The sequence below is a fragment of the Microbacterium sp. PI-1 genome (assembly GCF_004337555.1).
GTDB classification, from domain to species: Bacteria; Actinomycetota; Actinomycetes; order Actinomycetales; family Microbacteriaceae; genus Microbacterium; species Microbacterium aurugineum.
This window is the reverse complement of record NZ_SJYZ01000007.1, coordinates 35,479-54,925: the sequence shown is the minus strand read 5'-3', so window position 1 is coordinate 54,925 and position 19,447 is coordinate 35,479. Positions and strand designations below refer to the sequence as shown.

The window sequence follows — 19,447 nt, the reverse complement described above, 5'->3', positions numbered from 1 at the left end:
GCTTCTTCCGGGAGGAGGGGCATACGCTGAATCCATGCAGCCCCTCGTCGCCCCGGCCGCCGCGCTCGCCCCGGAAGAGCTCATCCGCACGGCCCGGCACGCGGTGCTCGCCGGCATCGGTGAAGAAGGTCAGCGCCGCCTCCACGCCGCTCGCGTGACGGTCGTCGGCGCCGGCGGGCTCGGCTCCCCTGCCCTGCTCGCCCTGGCCGCCGCAGGGATCGGCAGCCTCACGGTGATCGACGACGACGTCGTGGAGCTGACCAACCTGCAGCGCCAGCTCGCGCACCGCGTGGAGGACATCGGCACGCCCAAGACCGCCTCCGCCGCCCGAGCCATCACGGCTCTCGCCCCGCAGACCGTCGTGACCCCGGTGCCGGAACGCCTCGACACGGCCAACGCCGCCCGCCTGCTCGCGGGAGCCGACGTGGTGGTCGACACGAGCGATTCCTTCGCGACCCGTCGTGATGTGGCCGCGGCGGCCGAGGAGCTCGGACTTCCCCTGGTCTGGGGCGCAGTGCAGGAGTGGCATGCGCAGGCGACCGTGTTCTGGTCGGCCCCCCCGGTGGGCGAGCCGGTCGTGCTCGCCGACCTCTTCCCGCCCGGCACCGAGGGGGAACCGCCCAGCTGCGCCCAGGTCGGCGTGCTCGGAGCGCTGTGCGTGCAGGTCGGCGGGATGCTGGCGGGTGAGGTGATCAAGCTCGTGACCGGGGCCGGCGAACCGCTGCTCGGACGACTCGCCATGATCGATGCGCTCACCTCCCGCCAACACGAGATCGCGATCCGCCCGGCGTCCACGACCTCGACGGCGGTGCACGCATGACCGGCCGCCGCACGGTCGAGGAGCAGCTCGACCGTGTGCTCGGCGCCATCCGCCTGGTCGGCAACGAGGCTCTCCCGGTGACGGATGCCGCAGGACGCACGCTCGCCGCGCCCGCGGTCGCCGCCCACGACATCCCCCTCTTCGACAACTCCGCGATGGATGGGTTCGCCGTGCGCGGTGCCGACGTCGCGGAGGCCTCCCAGGAGAATCCGGTCACCCTGCGCGTGGTCGCCGACCTTCCCGCCGGAGTGGCCCTCGATCCTCCGCTCGGGTCCGGCGAAGCCGCCCGCATCATGACCGGATCCCCCACCCCCACCGACGCCGACGTGATCGTGCCCTTCGAGGACACGGCCGGCGGGCTCGCCGACTCCCTCGATGGGGTGACGGTGCTGCGCGCCCCGGCGAAGCCCGGCGTGTTCGTGCGCCGACGCGGGGCCGACCTGCACGCCGGCGACGAGGTCGTTCCCGCCGGGGAACGTTTGGGGCCCTTCCAACTCGCGGCCGCGGTCGCTGCCGGTGTCGCCGAGGTGTGGGTGACGCGGGCTCCGCGCGTGGCCGTGGTGTCGACCGGGAGCGAGCTGCTCGCGCCGGGCGAGACCCCCGCCCGCGGCCGCATCCCCGACTCGAACGGCCCCCTGCTCGCGCAACTGGTCGCCGAGGCCGACGCCGAGGTGGTGCTGGTCGCACGCGTTCCGGATGCGGCCGACGCCGTCAGGACCGTGACCGCTGAAGCCACAGCCCTCGGCGCCGACGTGATCGTCTTCACCGGCGGGGTGAGCGCGGGAGCCTACGAGCCGGTGCGCGGGGCGTTCGACGGCGGCGGACAGGTCGAGTTCAGCGCGGTGGCCATGCAGCCGGGCAAACCGCAGGCCTTCGGGGTGCTCGATGACGGATGCGTGGTGTTCGGACTCCCGGGGAACCCCGTCAGCGTGGCGGTGTCGTTCGAGGTGTTCGTGCGCCCCGCCCTGCTCGCGATGCAGGGCCGCACGCTCATCCACCGCCCGCGTTCGCCCTTCACCGCCGATGCGTCCTGGACACCCCCGCCCGGCCGCCGCCAGTACCTTCCGGCCGTCGTCGACCTCGCGGCGCGCACCGTGCGTCCGGCGACCGCCGGCGGGTCGGGATCACATCTCGCGGGCGGACTCGCGCGTGCCCACGCGTTCGCGATCGTCCCGGCGGAGGTCGAGTCCGTTGCCGTGGGCGATGTGATCGATGTCATGCTGGTCGGATGAGCTTCCCCCACCTTGACGCCGGCGGCCGTGCACACATGGTCGATGTGACCGCGAAGCAGCCGACCGTGCGCACCGCGACCGCCCGCGGTTTCGTGCGCTGCAGCGCCGACGTGATCACCGCGCTCCGCGACGGCACCGTGCCGAAGGGCGACGTGCTCGCGGTGGCGCGCATCGCCGGCATCCAGGCGGCCAAGTCCACGCCCTCCCTGCTGCCGCTCGCGCACGTGATCGGGGTGCACCGGGCGAGCATCGAGCTGGACGTCGTCGACGACGGCGTGCGCATCGAGGCGACCGTGGGCACCGCCGACCGCACCGGGGTCGAGATGGAGGCGCTCACTGCCGTCTCGGTCACCGCACTGGCGATCGTCGACATGATCAAGGGCGTCGACCGCGCGGTCACGATCGAGGACGTGCGCATCGTGGCGAAGTCCGGCGGCCGCTCCGGCGACTGGGTGCGTCCCGGCGAGCCCGCCCCCGGAGCCGACCGATGACACGCGTGCGCTACTTCGCCGCGGCCGCCGAGGCCGCAGGCACCGACACGGAGGAGCGCGCCGAGCACTCTCTCCTGGAGCTGCGCACCGCCGTCGTCGCCGAGCACCCGGCACTGGCCGACATCCTGCCGCGCTGCGCGGTGCTCGTCGATGGCGTACGCACCGACGGCGAGCTCTCCCTCGAGGACGCCGAGCTCATCGACGTCCTCCCGCCCTTCGCGGGCGGCTGACCACGCGCCACCTGCAGGACCGCCGGCCATCCGCATGACCGTGTGCCGGTGTTTCCTCCTGCATACGGCAGAACCTCATGCAAGTGACGCGTCGAGAACGGCAGGTGACGCGTCGAGAACGGCAGGTGACGCGCGGGACTCAGCCGCCGATGCCCTTCCACGACGTGGTGCCGTCGACCTCGAGCTGACGCTTCCACACGGGGAGGTCGCTCTTGATCGCCTCGATGACCGCACGGCACACCTCGAACGCCTCGGCTCGGTGCTCGGAGGCCACCGCGATCACGACCGCCGCATCGCCCACATCGAGCCGTCCGACGCGATGACTCACAGCCACCACAGCGGGAGCATCGGCACCGGCACCGGCCTCCTCCGCGATCCGCCGCAACGTGGCTTCCGCATCGGGGTGCGCGCTGTACTCCAGTCCGACGACGGGCGTCTGCGCATCCGGGTCGTTGTCGCGCACCCGGCCGACGAACGTCGTCACCGCTCCCAGGCGCGGATCTTCGACCGCGGTGAGATGGACGTCGAGATCGAGGAGTTCTTCCGACACGGCTGCGATGCGTACGTCGTTCATGAGTGGTCTCCGCCTTCGACTTGATCCAGGATGTGCGCGGCGACGCCGAGCACCACGGGCACACCGGAGGCGACGGCTCGGGGCGAACCGGGGAGGTTGACGACGAGCATACCGTCGGGGTCCACGATGCCCGCGAGCCCGCGCGACAGGACCGACAACGGGGTGTCGGCGAGTCCGCTGCGGCGCAGCTCCTCCGCGATCCCGGGGATCTCGCGGGTGATCACCCGGCGCGTCCCCTCCGGAGTCAGGTCGCGGGGCCCGACGCCCGTCCCACCGGTGGTCACGACCAACCGGATGCCGCGCGCGACCGCCCGGCGCAGGGCATCCGCCACGGAATCCGCTCCGTCGGCGATGACCTCGGCATCCGGGCAGTGCCACCCGGCGTCACGAAGCAGCCCCACGGCGATCGGGCCGCCCCGATCCTCGCGCTCTCCGGAGGCCGATCGATCCGAGACGGTGATCACGAGTGCGGGGTACGGGCCCATGGCTCCCACCCTAGGCCCGCGCCGATGACCGTGCACCGGTATCAGGTGACGCGGACGAGCGAACGCTGCCAGCCCGACGATCCGTTCGGCGCGATGGGTGCGCGCTCCTGGATCTGCAGGTCGCCGTTCTTGTTCACGGCGCGCACGGCGACGTAGTGCGTCCCCGGGGTGGCATCCCACTCCATGAACCACTGCACCCAGGTGTCATCGTTGATCGGCGTCGACAGCGTGGCCGCAACCCAGTCGCCGTCATCGATGCTCACCTCCACGCGCTCGATGCCGACCGACTGCGCCCAGGCGACGCCTGCGATCGGGATCTTCCCCGCATCGACCGCCTCGCCGATCTTGGGGGTGTCGACGCGGGAGGAGAACTTGATCGGCGCCTCGGCGCTGTAACCGCGCGGTGTCCAGTACGCCTCGTCCTCGGCGAACGTCGTGACCTTGAGTTCGGTGAGCCACTTGGTCGCCGACACGTAGCCGTAGAGTCCCGGCACGACCATCCGCACGGGGAAACCGTGTTCGAGCGGCAGCGGCTCGCCGTTCATCCCGACCGCCAGGATTGCGTCGAGGTCATCATCGGTGAGTGCCGACAGCGGCGTGCTCGCCGTGTAGCCGTCGACGCTGCGCGAGAGCACCATGTCGGCACCGGACTGGACGCCCGCCTTCTTGAGCACGTTGCGCAACGGCACGCCCAGCCACTTCGCGTTGCCGACGAGTTCGCCGCCGACCTCGTTCGACACGCACGTGAGCGTGATCGCATACTCGTCGAGACCCATGTCGAGGATGTCCTGGAAGCTCATCTCCACACGCTGGTCGACCATGCCGTCGATCACCAGGCGCCAGGTGTCCGGGTCGATCGAGGGAACCGTGAGGGCGGTGTCCACCCGGTAGAAGTCCTTGTTCGGGGTGAACAGCTTGCTGAGTCCGGGGATGTCGAGCTCGGCGCCCTGCGGCACCGTGACCGTGGTCTTCGGAGAGGGGAGCTTGAGCGCACTGCGGACGGCTTCGACCGAGGACACGGCCATGCTCACCGTGCGGGCGGTGATTCCCACGACGAGCGCGGACGCACCGGCGACGGCAGCGAGGAGGAAGAACCGACGACGATCGATCCCGGGCCGGGCGGATTCTCCTTCGGCGAGATCGGTCGGGGGATCATCCGTGGTCGCCGTGGCCCGGTCGTCCTCGCTGGCGCCTGCGAAGGAGTCTCTCCACCCGCGGAGGCGGCGGCACAGGAGCACGAGGATGATCGATCCCGCGACGGTGCCAAGGACCGGGGGCAGGAACGCGAGGGGCGCGACGCCCGCGCGGGTGACGATCGCCGCGGTCGAGAGCACGCCCGCGATCACGAGCGCGATCACGCCGAGCGGCGGACGCACGAACTGCAGGATCCCGGCGATCGCCGAGGCGATGAGGACGGCCAGACCGAGGCCAGCAAGCAGGGCGATCTTGTCGTACTCGCCGAAGGTGGCGATCGCGAATTCCTTGAAGGGCTGGGGCACGATGTCGATCACGAAGCCGCCGACCGCGAGGATCGGGCTGGCGGTGCGCGCGAACAGAAGCGCGAACACCTCCGCCGTGGCGAGGAAGACGCCACCCCCGATCAGGCCCGCGAGGGCGGCCCAGACGAAGAACCTCTTGCCGCTGCGGCGTTGCACCATGATCGTCTCCTGTTCCACCGGTCGCCGGCGTCATCCCCCGTTGTTCGGAGCGGAGGCGCGATCGGATCTGACGATCTGCGGAAGACGTCGCACGGACCCGTTCACAACTCCGCAAAAACGGCAGGAGAGGAACGCGTCAGGCGCGGTATGACGGGCGAGCCGTTCACCTGACACTCCGATCTTCCGGAGTTGTGAACGTCCGCGGGCGGAGAGTCACACCGGGCGGAGGTCAGACCGGGACGACGGGCGGGGGCGGCGGAGCGAGCCGGCGCTGCGGCACCCCGTGCGCCTCCCGGTGCAGACGCTCCATCCGGCTGTCGAGCTCGGCGGCGGCATCGGCGGCATCGGACAGGCTGTCGACGAGGTGCGAGGGCACCTGGTTCGAGAACTTGTAGTAGATCTTGTGCTCGAGGCTCGCCCAGAAGTCCATCGCTATCGTGCGGAACTGCACCTCGACCGGAATCGACAACGCGCCGGTCGACAGGAACACCGGCACCTCGATGATCGCGTGCAGGCTCTTGTAGCCGTTGGCCTTCGGCTGCGCGATGTAGTCCTTGACCGTGCGCACGGTGATGTCGTCCTGCGCGGTGAGCAGGTCGAACAGGCGGTACACGTCGGCGACGAAGCTGCAGGTGACCCGCACACCCGCGATGTCGGTGATCTCCGCGCGGATCCGATCGAAGTCCGGTTCGTCGATCCCCTTGCGGGCGAGTTTCTCGACGATGCTGTCGGGCGACTTGAGACGGCTCTTCACGTGCTCGATCGGGTTGTACGCATGGTCGTGCGTGAACTCGTCACGGAGGATGGAGATCTTCGTCTCGACCTCGCGCATCCCGAACTCGTACTCGCGCAGGAAACGCTGCAGCTCGTCACGCAGCTCGCGAGCCTGGTTGATCGTGTCCTCGGTGACGTGAACGGTCGTCATGCTTCCGACGTTACGCGTTCGTGATCGGAAACGGCTGTGGATCCTCGATCAATCGAGGGCGCGTGCGGGCCGTCGGGGCGGCCCGTAAGGATTCCGTGAGGACAGCGCGTCCGGCCGTAGGGATTCCGTGAGGATCGCAGGAGGATGACATCGGCAGGCGTAGTGTCGCCCGACGTGTCAGACGAAAACAGGGAGGGCGCGGACACTCCGCCGCTCGCCAAGCGCATCCTCATCGGCGAACCGCTGACGAGCCAGCAGGTCGATGATCAACTGCTCCCGAAGCGGATGGCACTGCCGATCTTCGCGTCCGACGCGTTGAGCTCGGTGGCCTACGCACCGCAGGAACTCGTGATGATCCTGCTGATCGGTGGACTGACGTTCCTCTCCTTCACGCCGCTGGTCGCGATCGCGGTCGTGGTGCTGCTGGTCGTCGTCGTCCTGAGCTACCGACAGCTGATCAAGGCCTACCCGTCTGGCGGCGGCGACTACGAGGTCGCGTCGAAGAACCTCGGCGAGATCCCCGGTGTGATCGTCGCCGCGGCCCTCCTGGTCGACTACGTGCTGACCGTGGCCGTGTCGGTCGCCTCCGGTGTCGACAACATCATCTCCGCCGCGCCCGGCCTCGACCCGCTCCGCGTCGAGCTCGCGGTCGGCTTCGTGATCCTCATCATCATCGTGAACCTGCGCGGCGTGCGTGAGGCGTCGCTCGTGTTCGCCATCCCCACGTACGTGTTCATCGGCTCGGTCGGCATCATGATCGCGACCGGGCTGATCCGGACGTTCCTGGGCGATGCGCCGGTGGCCTCGAGCCACGACTTCTCCGTGCAGGCCGAGAACCTCGGTCAGGCCGCGGTGATCCTGCTGATCCTCCGTGCGTTCTCCAGCGGATGCTCCGCCCTCACCGGCGTCGAGGCGGTGTCGAACGGTGTCCCGGCGTTCCGGGCTCCCAAGGTGCGCAACGCCCAGTCGACCCTCGTGCTGATGGGGTCGATCGCCATCTGCCTGTTCGCCGGCCTGACCGCTCTCGCCCTGATCGCCGGGGTGCACTATGCCGAGAACCCCTGCGACCTGATCGGCTTCGACTGCTCGACCCCCCAGCCGAGCCTGATGGCGCAGATCGCTGCGGCGACGTTCGGCGGCGGCAGCATCGCGTTCTTCATCGTGCAGGCGGCGACCGCGTGCGTGCTGCTGCTCGCCGCGAACACCGCGTTCAATGGCTTCCCCCTGCTGGGCGCGGTGCTGGCCCGTGACGGATACGCCCCCAAATCGCTCAACACCCGCGGTGACCGCCTGGTGTTCTCGAACGGCATGATCCTGCTCGGCATCGCCGCAATCGCCGTTCTCGTGGTGTTCCAGGCGCGGCTGACGACCCTCATCCAGCTCTACATCATCGGGGTGTTCGTCTCGTTCTCGCTCGGACAGATCGGCATGGTCAGGCACTGGCGACGCGTGCTCCGCGGACCCGACGAGAGCAGGGCCGCCTCCGGGATCGACGGGGCCTCGGCGTCGGATCGCCGCTCGGCCAAGGTCGGACTCATCATCAACTCGACCGGCGCCGCGATGACCGTGCTCGTGCTGGTCATCGTGACGATCACCAAGTTCACGCACGGCGCCTACCTGGTGTTCTTCGCGATCCCGGTCCTGGCCTTCCTGATGCTGGGCGTGAAGCGGTACTACCGCGACGTCGAGCACGAGATCGCGATCGACGACACGACCAAGTTCGGGGCGACCGGCGACCTCGCGATCGTCCTCGTCAACCGGCTGCAGAAGCCCGTCGTGAAGGCCATCGACTACGCGATCGCGGCCAAGCACGGCAAGACCCTGGCGGTGCACGTGGCCGTGGCGTCCGACGATGCGGCCCAGCTGCAGCAGGAGTGGGCGGACCATCTCGTGCCGATCCCGCTCGTGATCGTCGAGTCGCCGTACCGGTCGTTCGCGCAGCCGGTGACCCAGTTCATCAAGCAGTACCGCGAGAAGCACGGCTCCTCGGTGGTGACCGTGTACCTGCCGCAGTACATCGTCGGACACTGGTGGGAGTCGTTCCTGCACAACCGTCGGGCCCGCCGCCTCGCCAACCAGCTGATGCTCGTGCACGGCGTGTCGATCACGCTCGTGCCCTGGCTGCTCGACTCGTCGGAGCTCATCTACGGCCGCCGCTCCCGCCCGCTGCCGGGTCAGGAGCGCGCGGGGCGCCCCGTGGTCGTCAACGGTCGGCGCGCACACCGGCCCGCCGGCCCGCCGCAGGAGTAGTCGCGGGGCGGCGACGGGGCCTTCGAGTCAGATCCCCTCGAGCACGGCACCCAGGACGCCGGCGGCCTCGGCGAAGCGCGCCGGGTCGGCGTTCGCGTAGTTGAGGCGCACGTAGGACCCCGAGGGCTCGGCCGGGAACCACTCGGATCCCGGCGCGATGATGACTCCGCGCACCTCGCACTCGCGGACGACCTGCCCGACATCCGTCCCCTCGGGCAGTCGCACCCACAGGTTGAGCCCACCGGCCGGAACGCCCTCGACCTGCGCGGAAGGCGCGTGCGCGGCGAGACTCGAGACGAGCAGATCGCGCCGCGCGCGCAGGTGCTCGCGGAATCCGCGCAGGTGCGTGCGCCAGGCGGGCTGGCTCACCACATCGAGGGCCGCGGTCTGGAGCACACCGCTCACGTACATCGACTCGGCGGCGCGGTCCGCGAGGATGCGATCACGCGCAGGCCCTCGGACGATCGCGGCCGCGACGCGCAGGGCCGGTGAGGCGCTCTTCGTGAGCGAGCGCAGATAGACCACGTGACCGTCCTCATCCGACGCGGCGATCGGCCTCGGAGCGGCGTCGATCCCCAGGTCGTGCGCCCAGTCGTCCTCGATCAGGAACGCCCGGTGACGGCGGACCGTATCGAGCACGGCTTCTCCCGTCGCGACAGGCCACTGCGCTCCGGTCGGGTTCGCGAACGTCGGCTGCGCGTAGAACGCCCGCGCGCCGGTCTGCGCGAACGCCCGCTCGACGTCGTCCGGATCGGGCCCATGCGGACCGGACGGGATCGGCACCAGGACCACGCCGGCCTGCGCGGCGGCGAGCATCGCACCCCAGTACGTCGGCGACTCGATCAGCAGCGGCTGCCCGACCCCCACGACGGCACGGAAGATCGAGCTCAACCCGCTCTGGCTGCCCGAGATGATCAGGGCGTCCCGCGCCGAGGCGGGTGTGATCCCCACCGGTGCGGCGGACGCGAGTTCACCGGCGAACCACGCCTGCAGCTCGGGGAGGCCCGCTGCGGGTGAACGGGTCAGCGCCGCGTCCGATCGGGCGGCACGGATCAGCGCCTGTCGCACGAGCCGCTGCGGCAGCAGGTCGACCGCGGGGTATCCCGAGTGCAGTCCGATCGCATCGGGCGCGACCGTGCGTTGCGTCGACGAGAGGCCCGCGAGTCCGGCCGGCGTGGCGCCGAGGGCGGCAGTCTGCCAGCTGTAGTCGACCGTGCGAACGGTGGGCGCGGCGCGGACGAACGTCCCCGCGCCCGGGCGAGACTCGACCAGACCGAGCCGCGCGAGTTGCTGCATCGCCTTCTGCACGGTCACCGGGCCGGCCCCGTACTCGGCCATGAGCGCACGGTTCGACGGCACCCGTGCGCCCGGAGATGCGGAGGAGATCCACGCGCGCACCCCGGCGACGATGCGGTCACTGCTATCCTGATTCATGAAAGTAGACAGTAGCGTTATCGCTCCGCGAGAGACAGTGCTATCAATTCCTGCCGGCGTCCGGTGGGGTCTTCTCGGCGTCCTCGCCTTCTCCTTCACCCTTCCGCTCACGCGCATCGCGATCGACGGGCTCTCACCGCTGTTCGTCGGCGCCGGGCGCGCGGTCGTCGCCGCCCTCCTCGCCGGAATCGCCCTGGCCGTGACGCGCCAGCGACGTCCCACGACGACGCAGTGGGGCCGCCTCGCGATCGTCGCCGGTGGGGTTGTTGCCGGGTTCCCCGTCCTGACCTCGTTCGCGATGACCACGACCCCCGCCAGCCACGGTGCGGTCGTGATCGGCGTGCTCCCCGCGGCGACCGCTGTCGCTGTCGTGCTCCGCACCCGCGAACGACCCACCCGATCCTTCTGGATCTTCGCGAGCCTCGGCGCCGTCGCCGCGATCGTGTTCGCCGCATTGCAGAACGACGGGCTCGACTCCCTCAGCGCTGCCGACCTCCTGCTGTTCGGGGCTGTCATCGCCGCCGCGATCGGCTATGCGGAGGGCGGCCTGCTCGCCCGTGAACTCGGCTCCTGGCAGACCGTGTCGTGGGCGCTGATCGTCGCCGCTCCGCTGATGGCGGCGCTGACGGTGGTGTCGGCCCTTCAGCAGCCTCCGGCCGCGACACCGGTGCACTGGCTCGCCTTCGCCTACCTCGCCGCGGTGAGCATGTTCCTCGGCTTCTTCGCCTGGTACCGCGGGCTCGCGATCGGTCCGATGGCACAGGTGAGCCAGATCCAGCTCGTCCAACCCGTGATGGGCATCGCCTGGGCGGCGCTCCTGCTGCACGAGCAGATCGGCTGGGCCACCGCCATCGGCGGGCTCGCGGTGATCGCCTGCGCCGCCCTCGCCGTGCGTACGCGACTGATTACCCACCGACCGAGCGCGCGCCAAGGAAAGGACTCCTGATGCGTCACACACCCCGGTACCTGATGACCGATCCCGACGAGGTCAAGCGCTTGATCCGCGGCAACCCGTGGGCGACGTTCGTCTCCCCCGCCGGCGGCGGTCTCGTGGCCTCGCACTATCCCGTGCTGCTGGTGGAGAACGAGGATGACATCGTGTTCGCCAGCCATTTCGGACGGCCGGACGAGCGCCTCCACGAACTCGGCCAACACGAAGTGCTCGTGATCATCCAGGGTCCGCACGACTACGTGTCGCCGAGCCTGTACACACCGGGCGACCTCGTGCCCACGTGGAACCATGTCACGGCGCACCTCTACGGCGTTCCCGAGATCCTCGACGAAGAGGAGAACTACGCCATGCTCAGCCGCCTGACCGACCACTTCGAGAACCACCAGCAGCACGGTCGGCATCTGTCGGAGGACGAGGAGGGCACCCGCCGAGCCGCCAGAGGGACCGTCGGCCTGAGGATGCGGGTCACCCGCTTCGATGCCCGCGCCAAGCTCAGCCAGAACAAGTCGCCCGAGGTGCGCGAGAACATCACCGCGCACTTCGCCGCAACCAACAGCGCGCTCGCGACGGAGATGCGCCGGGTCGGCGGGGAGGCGTCCTGAGCGTGTCGCCGGTCGACCCTAGGGTGGAGCGATGACCGAGACGCGAACCCCCGAGCCGTGGCCCGCACGGACAGACCGACTGCAGGTGCGCCCCTGCACGCCCGCCGACGTCGATGTGATGTGGAAGTGGCGTCGACTCCCCGAGGTCAACCGGTGGCTGGGGGCCGCGCCCGACACGCGCGATGCGTTCCGTGAGCGCTATCTCGCTCCGGAGCGGCTGGCGTCGATGTACCTCGTGGAGCTGCTGCCCGCGCACGAAGGCGCCGCCCCGACGCCGATCGGCGATATCATGGTGCAACTCGGCGATGGCTGGGCCCAGGCCGAAGTCGAGGCCGAGGCGAAGGGCGTCGAAGCGGAGCTCGGCTGGGTGCTCGACCCCGCGTACACCGGCCACGGCTATGCGACCGAGGCGATCCGGGCGGTGATCGATGTGTGCTTCGGCGCACTGGGGCTGCGCCGCGTGCACGCCGGGTGCTTCGCCGACAACGAGCCCTCCTGGCGCGTGATGGAACGCCTGGGGATGCGCCGCGAGGAGTTCAGCCGGAAGACGGCGCTGCACCGCTCGGGCGAGTGGTTCGACGGCATGAACTACGGACTGCTCGCCGAGGAGTGGCCGCCGGAGCGGGGCGTCTAGCCCGCGACGAGGAACAGGACGAGAACGGCCACCAGCACGGTCGGCACGGCGGCGACCACGCCCCACAGCATGTACCCGCGCCAGCGGATCGTGACGCCGAGCGCCGTGATGCGGTGATGCCACAGCAGCGTCGCGAGCGAGGCCCACGGCGTGATCAGCGGGCCGAGGTTGACCCCGATCAGAAGGGCCATCAGCGCGACCGGATCCGCGGCGACGGGCTCGAGCACGAGATAGGCGGGGAGGTTGTTGATCGCGTTGGCGCTCACGGCCCCGAGCGCGGCCAACCGGAACAGGTCGCCGGGGGAGTCGCCGTTCGCGGTCTGCGCCGTCAGGAAGTCGAGGAGGCCCTGCGCGTGCGCGGCCTCGACCAGCACGAACAGCGATGCGGCGAGCGCGATCGCCTTCCACGGCACGAGCGCGAGCCGCAGCGCCCGGCGCCGCCGCACCGCGAACAGCACGATGAGCGTGAGCGCCGCGGCCGTGGCAGGGATCCACACGTCGTGCGTGACGACCAGCAGCGGCAACAGCACGACGAGGATCCCGGCAGCGCTCCAGAACAGCATCGGGTCGGCGGGGCGCCGGGGCGGCGGCGTCTCGTACGCCGCGAACACGGTGCGCCGGTGCACCAGGGTCAGGATCACGACGGGCATCAGGATGCCAACCAGAGTCGGTGCCCAGCTCAGGGCGATAAACGCCGCGGGACCGTCGCCGATCGCGGGTGCGGCGAGCAGGTTGGTCAGGTTCGACACCGGTAGGGCGAGGGAAGCCGTGTTCGCCAGCCACACGGTCGCCAGGGCGAACGGGAGCGGGGAGACGCCGACGCTCTGCGCGAGCACGATGACGACCGGCGTGACGATCACGGCGGTCGTGTCGAGGGACAGGAACACCGTGCTCACCACCGCGAGCACCACGACGAGCGCCCAGAGGAGGAGCACACGCCCGCGCCCCCAGCGCGCGAGCCGCTGGGAGACGACATCGAAGACCGCCGCGTCACGGGCGAGCTCGGCGACGACGGTGATCGCGACGACGAACCCCAGCACCGGTGCGATCCGCTGCCCGAGAGCGTCGGCGTCCGACTGCGGGAGGTATTCGGTCAGCACGAGGACGAGGGCGAGGACGACGAGCCCGCCGACGACCCATGTCCCTGCGCCGATCCGCCACTCTCTGGTGCCCACCTGGTGAGCATAGGGGCACTTCAGCGCGAAGGGGAGCACCCGGTGCGCTGCCTCGTGGCGTCTAGGATTCAAGGACGGGATCGGGGATTCCTCGGCGAGGAGCACATCGACGTCGCCGACCTGAATCCCGCGTCGGATGACCGGGAGGGCGAGTGAGCGCAGAGCGGACGCAGCGTCCGGCTCCGGAGCAGTCGCGACGCGGACGCCTCCGCGTGCTCCTGGGCGCTGCCCCGGGCGTCGGCAAGACGTTCGAGATGCTCGCCGAAGGCCGCCGCCTCCGCGAGGAGGGTCACGACGTCGTCATCGCGATCGTCGAAACCCACGATCGCGCCGCTACCGAGGCGCAGACCGTCGGGCTGCCGGAAGTACCGCGCCGGGTCGACGAGCACCGAGGCGTCGCCCTGACCGAGCTCGACCTCGAGGCCGTGCTCGCGCGCGCCCCGGAGATCGCCCTGGTCGACGAACTCGCCCACACGAACATCCCGGGCTCGCGGCACCCGAAGCGCTGGCAGGACGTCGACGACCTGCTGGACGCCGGCATCGACGTGGTCACCACCGTCAATGTGCAGCACATCGAGTCGCTCAACGCCGTGGTCGAGAAGATCACCGGGATCGCGCAGCGGGAGACGATCCCGGATGCCGTCGTCCGGGCCGCGGGTGAGATCGAGGTCGTCGACCTCGCGCCGCAATCGCTGCGCGATCGGCTCTCCGCCGGGCTGGTCTATCCGGCCGAGCGGATCGACGCCGCCCTGTCGAACTACTTCCGGTTGGGGAACCTGACCGCGCTGCGTGAGCTGGCGTTGCTCTGGCTCGCCGACGAGGTCGACAGCGCGCTGCGCACCTACCGCGCCGAACAGGGGATCGAGGGCAACTGGCAGGCCAGGGAGCGTGTCGTGGTCGCTCTCACCGGCGGCCCGGAGGGCGAGACCCTGCTCCGGCGCGGGGCACGGATCGCGGCACGCTCGGCCGGCGGCGAACTGCTCGCCGTACATGTCTCGGCACAGGACGGTCTGCGCAGCGAGACGCCCGGAGCGCTCGCCTCCCAGCGCCTTCTCGTGGAGTCGCTCGGCGGCAGCTATCACCAGGTGGTCGGCGACGACATCCCGTCCACACTGGTCGAGTTCGCGCAGGCGGCCGACGCCACACAGCTGGTGATCGGGGTCAGCCGACGCAGTCGACTCACCGCCGCGCTCACCGGCCCCGGCATCGGATCGGAGGTCATCCGCCGATCCGGCGACATCGACGTGCACATCGTGACGCACGCGGCTGCCGGTGGTCGCCAGGCTCTGCCGCGTATCACCGGCGGGGCGCTCGGCTGGCGCCGACAGCTCCTGGGCTTCGCGATCGCGCTCGTCTTCGGACCGATCCTGTCATGGATCATGTTCACGGTCCGCAGCCCCGAATCGATCACCGCCGAGGTGCTCGCCTATCAGCTCCTCGTCGTCGTGGTCGCCCTGATCGGCGGCATCCGTCCCGCCGTGTTCGCCGCGGTGCTCTCCGGGATCACGCTCGACTTCCTCTTCGTCGCGCCACTGTTCACGATCACGATCGCGCACCCGCTGCACGCGCTCGCGCTGTCCCTTTACGTCCTCATCGCGATCCTGGTCAGCATCATCGTCGACCAGGCCGCACGACGAGCCCGCACGGCTCAGCGCGCCGCCGCCGAGGCCGAGCTGCTCGCCGCGGTCGCCGGCAATGTGCTCCGGGGCGACAACGCGGTGCTGGCGCTGGTCAGTCGCACCCGCGAGGCGTTCGGACTCAGCGGGGTGCGGGTGCTCTCCCCCGATGGCGAGGTGCTGGCGAGCGACGGCGAACCGGTGGCCGACGGCCGCGCCACGACCCTGCCGATCGGCGTCGGACCAGGCGGTGGCCCCCGGGCGCTGCTGGAGTTGAACGGCGAACCTCTGGCCGGACCGGAACGACGCCTGCTTGATGCGATCATCGCGCAACTCTCCGCCGCGATCGAGCACACCGACCTGCGCGCCACCGCCAGCGAAGCCGAAGCCCTGGCCGAGACCGACCAGGTGCGCAGCGCTCTGCTGTCGGCCGTGAGCCATGACCTGCGGCGACCGCTGGCCTCGGCGGTCGCGGCGATCGGCGGCCTGCGCGGTGCGCACGGGCTGTCGGCGACCGATCGCGAAGAACTGCTCGCCACCGCCGACGAGAGCCTCGCGACGCTGTCGGCCCTGGTCACCGACCTGCTCGATGTGAGTCGCGTGCAGGCCGGCGTGCTCGCGGTCTCCTCGTCCCGGATGGATGCCGCCGGCACCGTGCTCGCCGCCGTCGACGAGCTCGGGCTGGGGCCGGCAGACGTCGAGCTCGCCCTCGACCCGGACCTGCCGCCGGTGTTCGCCGATCCCGTGCTGCTGCAGCGCGTACTGGTGAACGTGCTCGCGAACGCGCACCGTCACTCCCCGGACGGCAGCCGCGTGATCATCTCCACCAGCACGATCGGCGACCGCGCCGAGATCCGCGTGATCGACCGCGGGGCGGGCATCGCTCCCGAGCGGCGCGACCGCATCTTCCAGCCGTTCCAGCGATTCGGTGACACCGACAACACGACGGGACTCGGACTCGGACTCGCCCTGTCCCGCGGGTTCACCGAGGGCATGGGCGGTACCCTGACACCGGAGGACACCCCTGGGGGAGGCCTCACCATGGTCATCTCCCTGCCGCTCGGCGCAGGGCTTCCCGACACGGAGGGGACGGAGTGAAGCTCCTCATCGCCGACGACGACCCGCAGATGGTGCGGGCGCTGCGGATCACACTGGCCGCCCACGGATACGAAGTCGTCGTGGCCGCCGACGGTGCCGCCGCAATCGCCGCCGCCGCGCAGTCGCACCCGGACCTGATCATGCTCGACCTCGGCATGCCCCGACTCGACGGTATCGAGGTGATCCAGGCGCTGCGCGGGTGGACGAACGTGCCGATCATCGTGGTGTCCGGACGCACCGGTTCAGCCGACAAGGTCGACGCGCTGGACGCCGGCGCCGACGACTTCGTCACGAAGCCGTTCCAGGTCGATGAACTCCTCGCCCGGTTGCGCGCACTGTCCCGCCGATCGGCTCCCGCGAACGGCGAATCCGTCGTGGCCTTCGGTGAGGTCGTCGTCGACCTGGCCACGAAGACCGTCACCCGCGCCGGAACACGCGTGCACCTGACCCCGACCGAGTGGCGGATGCTGGAGCACCTGTCACGGCATCCGGGAGCCCTGGTCACCCGGCAGGACCTGTTGAAGGAGATCTGGGGCAGCGAGCAGGTCTCCGACTCCGGTTATCTGCGGCTGTACATGTCACAACTGCGCAAGAAGCTCGAACGGGAGCCGGGCGCCCCGGTGCATCTGCTCACCGAGGCGGGAATGGGCTACCGACTCGTGCTCTGAGCCGTCGCCCGCGCCGAGGTGCGCCGGCTCGCCGTTCGTGACTCAGGAATAACCTGCGACCGGGGACGGTGTCGGCGTCGTCGGGGGCGATGCGGCGCGGCCTTCCTGAGTTGTGCGCGTCGTTCACAACTCAGCAAGAACTGCCGGAACCGACCCGGAAATCAGCCCACGCTGCGCTCAGCGCGACGATTCTGAGGAGTTGTGCGCAGCGCGTGCCCGGCGCAGCACCGCGACGACACCGGTGACCACGAGCAGCACGGCCACGATGATCGCGACGATGGCGGTCGGGGTGCTCTCCGGCTCGCCGGTCAGTCGTCCGACCGCGAGCCAGGCCAGTCCCCACGCCGTCGCGAGGGCGGGAGCGATCCGGCCGGTGGCCCACGCCGCCGCGGCACCGATCGCCAAGACGACCACGAGCACGGCGATGGCCCAGGCGTCCGCGGCCTCGGCCCAGCTCTCCGGAGCGAGTTGGGTGAGCCAGGCAGCGGTGTTCGCGACGGTGGCGATCGTGACCCAGCCGAAGTGCAGTCCGTTCGCGCCGTCGGTGAGGATGCGATCCGCGACGGTCCGCGCCGGGAAGTGGCCGAGCACCACGATCACGCGGGCGAGCACGACGAGCAGCAGCGCGATCACGACGACCGTGAGCCACAGCGTCAGGTACCTCGCGGTCACCAGCCACAGCCCGTTCAGCACCATCGACACGGCGATCCATCCACCGACCGCCTGCTGACGGGGATCCTGCCGCTGCGCCGGGAGCGCCTGCCACACTGTGTAGGCGATGAGTCCGAGGTAGATGAGCGACCAGATCGAGAACGCCGGTCCTGCCGGAGCGAGGTAGGAGCCCTGTGCCGAGAGGGCTCCGTCCTGCAGGTCGTCGACGGATGCCCCGCCGAACGCCCCCGCTCCGATGGTGGCGGCGATCAGCATGAACGTCGCCGACGCGATGACCAGGGTCTGCCGGCCGATGCCCTTCGTACGTGAGTCCATGGTCACGACGCTACGGCGCGGTGAGCCGACACGCATCGGGGTTGACACCGAGGCGGTATTTCGCTAACCAGGTTAGGGAAACACTCACTCAGGCCCGGGTGAATGCCGCATCGATCAGGACCTCCGCGGCGCCGCGCGCCTGCACCGCCACCGACGGATCCTTCGAGATCGCCGCCGTGCTCTGCGCACCCTCGGCGAGGATCGACAGCTGTGCAGCGAGCGCCGCAGGTGCACCCGTGTCGGCGACCAGGCCCGCCATGTACTCCTGGAACGATGCCTTGTGCGTGCGCACGATCTCTGCGACCTCGGGGTTCGTGCCCCCGAGCTCGCCGAACGCGTTGATGAACGCGCAGCCGCGGAAGTCGTCGGCGCAGAACCAGTTCTCGAGGTATTCATAGACCGCGAGGAGACGCGCGCGCGGGTCGTCGCCGGCATCCGTCACGGCCCCCGAGAGGCCGGACTCCCACTGGGCGTGCTTGCGGGCGAGGACAGCGGCGACAATGTCGGTCTTCGCGGGGAAGAGCGCATAGAGGCGGCGCAGCGACACTCCGGCCGCGGCACGCAGTTCATCCATGCCCACCGCCGCGTACCCCTTGCGGTAGTAAAGCTCCTCCGCCGCGGTGAGGATGCGTTCACGGGCCTCGTCTTCGGTCATGTCCAGAAGTCTACTTGACACGAGAACGAACGTTCTCTAGATTGAACACATCGAGCGAGAACGACCGTTCTCCTCTCAACCGAAAGGACCCGGATCATGGGCTACATCACCGTCGGAAACGAGAACAGCACCCCGATCGAGCTCTACTACGAAGACCAGGGATCGGGTCAGCCCGTCGTCCTGATCCACGGGTATCCGCTCGACGGACACAGCTGGGAGCGTCAGACCCGCGAGCTGCTCGCCCAGGGCTACCGGGTCATCACCTACGATCGGCGCGGCTTCGGCGGATCCTCCAAGGTCAACGTCGGCTACGACTACGACACGTTCGCCGCCGACCTCAACACCGTGCTCGAGACCCTCGATCTGCGTGACGTCGTGCTCGTCGGCTTCTCGATGGGCACCGGAGAGCTCGCCCGCTACGTCGCCACGTACGGCCACGACCGCGTCGCGAAGCTCGCCTTCCTCGCCCCGCTCGAGCCCTTCCTCGTGCAGCGCGATGACAACCCCGAGGGCGTGCCGCAGGAGGTCTTCGACGGCATCGAGGCCGCCGCCAAGGGCGACCGCTTCGCGTGGTTCACCGACTTCTACGAGAACTTCTACAACCTCGACGAGAACCTGGGCTCGCGCATCAGCGAGCAGGCCGTCACCGGGAGCTGGAACGTCGCGATCGGCAGCGCCCCCGTCGCCGCCTACGCGGTCGTCTCGTCCTGGATCGAGGACTTCCGTGGGGACGTCGAGGCCGTGCGCGCCGCCGCCAAGCCCACCCTGATCCTGCACGGCACGAAGGACAACATCCTCCCGATCGACGCGACCGCGCGCCGTTTCCACCAGGCGGTGCCGGATGCCGACTACGTCGAGGTCGAGGGAGCCCCGCACGGTCTGCTCTGGACCCACGCCGACGAGGTCAACGCGGCGCTGAAGGACTTTCTCCAGAAGTAACCCCCGTTCGAATCGCGCAAAT

At 70.0% G+C, this 19,447-nt stretch carries 19 protein-coding genes; 11 read left to right on the top strand and 8 right to left on the bottom strand.

The window, feature by feature from the left end:
• Positions 1-34: 34 nt before the first annotated feature.
• From E0W80_RS08085 to E0W80_RS08070, 4 genes are read left to right on the top strand one after another with little or no spacing between them, the layout of a single operon-like run.
• Positions 35-820, top strand: a complete 786-nt coding sequence (locus E0W80_RS08085; protein ID WP_131492034.1) for a HesA/MoeB/ThiF family protein — start codon at positions 35-37, stop codon at positions 818-820.
• Positions 817-2,052: a gephyrin-like molybdotransferase Glp gene (gene glp / locus E0W80_RS08080; RefSeq protein ID WP_131492033.1), complete on the top strand. Its 1,236-nt coding sequence runs from the start codon at positions 817-819 to the stop codon at positions 2,050-2,052. The genes E0W80_RS08085 and glp overlap by 4 nt, the downstream gene beginning before the upstream one ends.
• On the top strand, positions 2,049-2,543 hold the full coding sequence (gene moaC, locus E0W80_RS08075; protein ID WP_131492032.1) for a cyclic pyranopterin monophosphate synthase MoaC: 495 nt from the start codon (positions 2,049-2,051) through the stop codon (positions 2,541-2,543). Before glp ends, moaC begins: the two co-directional genes overlap by 4 nt.
• Positions 2,540-2,773 carry a MoaD/ThiS family protein gene (locus E0W80_RS08070; protein ID WP_131492031.1) on the top strand — a complete coding sequence of 78 codons (234 nt, stop codon included), beginning with the start codon at positions 2,540-2,542 and terminating at the stop codon, positions 2,771-2,773. Before moaC ends, E0W80_RS08070 begins: the two co-directional genes overlap by 4 nt.
• A gap of 139 nt (positions 2,774-2,912) precedes the next feature.
• On the opposite strand, the gene E0W80_RS08065 is transcribed toward E0W80_RS08070, so the two are convergent.
• The 4 genes from E0W80_RS08065 to E0W80_RS08050 form a co-directional block, all read right to left on the bottom strand.
• Positions 2,913-3,347 (bottom strand): molybdenum cofactor biosynthesis protein MoaE, encoded by a 435-nt coding sequence (locus E0W80_RS08065; RefSeq protein WP_131492030.1) that lies wholly within the window; start codon positions 3,345-3,347, stop codon positions 2,913-2,915.
• Positions 3,344-3,832: a MogA/MoaB family molybdenum cofactor biosynthesis protein gene (locus E0W80_RS08060; protein WP_131492029.1), complete on the bottom strand. Its 489-nt coding sequence runs from the start codon at positions 3,830-3,832 to the stop codon at positions 3,344-3,346. The genes E0W80_RS08065 and E0W80_RS08060 overlap by 4 nt, the downstream gene beginning before the upstream one ends.
• Positions 3,833-3,873: 41 nt before the next feature.
• Entirely contained in the window at positions 3,874-5,490 is a 1,617-nt protein-coding gene (locus E0W80_RS08055) for a molybdopterin-dependent oxidoreductase (RefSeq protein WP_131492028.1), read from the bottom strand.
• A gap of 229 nt (positions 5,491-5,719) precedes the next feature.
• Positions 5,720-6,415 carry a GTP pyrophosphokinase family protein gene (locus tag E0W80_RS08050; protein WP_131492027.1) on the bottom strand — a complete coding sequence of 232 codons (696 nt, stop codon included), beginning with the start codon at positions 6,413-6,415 and terminating at the stop codon, positions 5,720-5,722.
• 144 nt (positions 6,416-6,559) lie between these two features.
• Here E0W80_RS08050 and E0W80_RS08045 point away from each other — a divergent pair, with 144 nt between their 5' ends.
• On the top strand, positions 6,560-8,665 hold the full coding sequence (locus tag E0W80_RS08045; protein WP_240740480.1) for an APC family permease: 2,106 nt from the start codon (positions 6,560-6,562) through the stop codon (positions 8,663-8,665).
• A gap of 27 nt (positions 8,666-8,692) precedes the next feature.
• Here E0W80_RS08045 and E0W80_RS08040 read toward each other — a convergent pair whose 3' ends face one another.
• The gene (locus tag E0W80_RS08040) at positions 8,693-10,099 is read right to left on the bottom strand and encodes a PLP-dependent aminotransferase family protein (RefSeq protein WP_131492026.1); all 1,407 of its coding nucleotides are present in this window, start codon (positions 10,097-10,099) and stop codon (positions 8,693-8,695) included.
• Between E0W80_RS08040 and E0W80_RS08035 the strand changes: the two genes are divergently transcribed.
• The 3 genes from E0W80_RS08035 to E0W80_RS08025 are packed head-to-tail and all read left to right on the top strand — an operon-like array spanning position 10,098 to position 12,287.
• Positions 10,098-11,045: a DMT family transporter gene (locus tag E0W80_RS08035; RefSeq protein ID WP_131492025.1), complete on the top strand. Its 948-nt coding sequence runs from the start codon at positions 10,098-10,100 to the stop codon at positions 11,043-11,045. The genes E0W80_RS08040 and E0W80_RS08035 overlap by 2 nt on opposite strands.
• The gene (locus tag E0W80_RS08030) at positions 11,045-11,653 is read left to right on the top strand and encodes an FMN-binding negative transcriptional regulator (RefSeq protein ID WP_131492024.1); all 609 of its coding nucleotides are present in this window, start codon (positions 11,045-11,047) and stop codon (positions 11,651-11,653) included. Before E0W80_RS08035 ends, E0W80_RS08030 begins: the two co-directional genes overlap by 1 nt.
• A 31-nt stretch (positions 11,654-11,684) precedes the next feature.
• Positions 11,685-12,287: a GNAT family protein gene (locus E0W80_RS08025; protein ID WP_131492023.1), complete on the top strand. Its 603-nt coding sequence runs from the start codon at positions 11,685-11,687 to the stop codon at positions 12,285-12,287.
• Here the strand turns inward: E0W80_RS08025 and E0W80_RS08020 are convergent.
• Positions 12,284-13,462: an SLC13 family permease gene (locus tag E0W80_RS08020; RefSeq protein ID WP_205802320.1), complete on the bottom strand. Its 1,179-nt coding sequence runs from the start codon at positions 13,460-13,462 to the stop codon at positions 12,284-12,286. The two genes, E0W80_RS08025 and E0W80_RS08020, sit on opposite strands and share 4 nt — an antisense overlap.
• Before the next feature lie 152 nt (positions 13,463-13,614).
• Here E0W80_RS08020 and E0W80_RS08010 point away from each other — a divergent pair, with 152 nt between their 5' ends.
• Together E0W80_RS08010 and E0W80_RS08005 are read left to right on the top strand one after the other, a co-directional pair.
• The gene (locus E0W80_RS08010; RefSeq protein ID WP_131492022.1) at positions 13,615-16,176 is read left to right on the top strand and encodes an ATP-binding protein; all 2,562 of its coding nucleotides are present in this window, start codon (positions 13,615-13,617) and stop codon (positions 16,174-16,176) included.
• Positions 16,173-16,844 carry a response regulator gene (locus E0W80_RS08005; protein ID WP_131492021.1) on the top strand — a complete coding sequence of 224 codons (672 nt, stop codon included), beginning with the start codon at positions 16,173-16,175 and terminating at the stop codon, positions 16,842-16,844. The genes E0W80_RS08010 and E0W80_RS08005 overlap by 4 nt, the downstream gene beginning before the upstream one ends.
• Positions 16,845-17,021: 177 nt before the next feature.
• On the opposite strand, the gene E0W80_RS08000 is transcribed toward E0W80_RS08005, so the two are convergent.
• Both E0W80_RS08000 and E0W80_RS07995 read right to left on the bottom strand, forming a co-directional pair.
• The gene (locus E0W80_RS08000; RefSeq protein WP_131492020.1) at positions 17,022-17,831 is read right to left on the bottom strand and encodes a tryptophan-rich sensory protein; all 810 of its coding nucleotides are present in this window, start codon (positions 17,829-17,831) and stop codon (positions 17,022-17,024) included.
• Positions 17,832-17,919: 88 nt separating this feature from the next.
• Entirely contained in the window at positions 17,920-18,486 is a 567-nt protein-coding gene (locus tag E0W80_RS07995) for a TetR/AcrR family transcriptional regulator (RefSeq protein WP_131492019.1), read from the bottom strand.
• A 96-nt stretch (positions 18,487-18,582) separates the two neighbouring features.
• Here E0W80_RS07995 and E0W80_RS07990 point away from each other — a divergent pair, with 96 nt between their 5' ends.
• Positions 18,583-19,425, top strand: coding sequence for an alpha/beta hydrolase (locus E0W80_RS07990; RefSeq protein ID WP_131492018.1), 843 nt, complete (start codon positions 18,583-18,585; stop codon positions 19,423-19,425).
• Positions 19,426-19,447 lie beyond the last annotated feature (22 nt).

Coding starts and splice junctions, on each gene's coding strand:
- E0W80_RS08060 (WP_131492029.1), bottom strand. CDS start 3,832: ATGGGCCCGTACCCCGCACTCGTGATCACCGTCTCGGATCGATCGGCC.
- E0W80_RS08085 (WP_131492034.1), top strand. CDS start 35: ATGCAGCCCCTCGTCGCCCCGGCCGCCGCGCTCGCCCCGGAAGAGCTC.
- moaC (WP_131492032.1), top strand. CDS start 2,049: ATGAGCTTCCCCCACCTTGACGCCGGCGGCCGTGCACACATGGTCGAT.
- E0W80_RS07990 (WP_131492018.1), top strand. CDS start 18,583: ATGGGCTACATCACCGTCGGAAACGAGAACAGCACCCCGATCGAGCTC.
- E0W80_RS08040 (WP_131492026.1), bottom strand. CDS start 10,099: ATGAATCAGGATAGCAGTGACCGCATCGTCGCCGGGGTGCGCGCGTGG.
- E0W80_RS08065 (WP_131492030.1), bottom strand. CDS start 3,347: ATGAACGACGTACGCATCGCAGCCGTGTCGGAAGAACTCCTCGATCTC.
- E0W80_RS08035 (WP_131492025.1), top strand. CDS start 10,098: ATGAAAGTAGACAGTAGCGTTATCGCTCCGCGAGAGACAGTGCTATCA.
- glp (WP_131492033.1), top strand. CDS start 817: ATGACCGGCCGCCGCACGGTCGAGGAGCAGCTCGACCGTGTGCTCGGC.
- E0W80_RS08000 (WP_131492020.1), bottom strand. CDS start 17,831: ATGGACTCACGTACGAAGGGCATCGGCCGGCAGACCCTGGTCATCGCG.
- E0W80_RS07995 (WP_131492019.1), bottom strand. CDS start 18,486: ATGACCGAAGACGAGGCCCGTGAACGCATCCTCACCGCGGCGGAGGAG.
- E0W80_RS08030 (WP_131492024.1), top strand. CDS start 11,045: ATGCGTCACACACCCCGGTACCTGATGACCGATCCCGACGAGGTCAAG.
- E0W80_RS08045 (WP_240740480.1), top strand. CDS start 6,560: ATGACATCGGCAGGCGTAGTGTCGCCCGACGTGTCAGACGAAAACAGG.
- E0W80_RS08025 (WP_131492023.1), top strand. CDS start 11,685: ATGACCGAGACGCGAACCCCCGAGCCGTGGCCCGCACGGACAGACCGA.
- E0W80_RS08055 (WP_131492028.1), bottom strand. CDS start 5,490: ATGGTGCAACGCCGCAGCGGCAAGAGGTTCTTCGTCTGGGCCGCCCTC.
- E0W80_RS08050 (WP_131492027.1), bottom strand. CDS start 6,415: ATGACGACCGTTCACGTCACCGAGGACACGATCAACCAGGCTCGCGAG.
- E0W80_RS08070 (WP_131492031.1), top strand. CDS start 2,540: ATGACACGCGTGCGCTACTTCGCCGCGGCCGCCGAGGCCGCAGGCACC.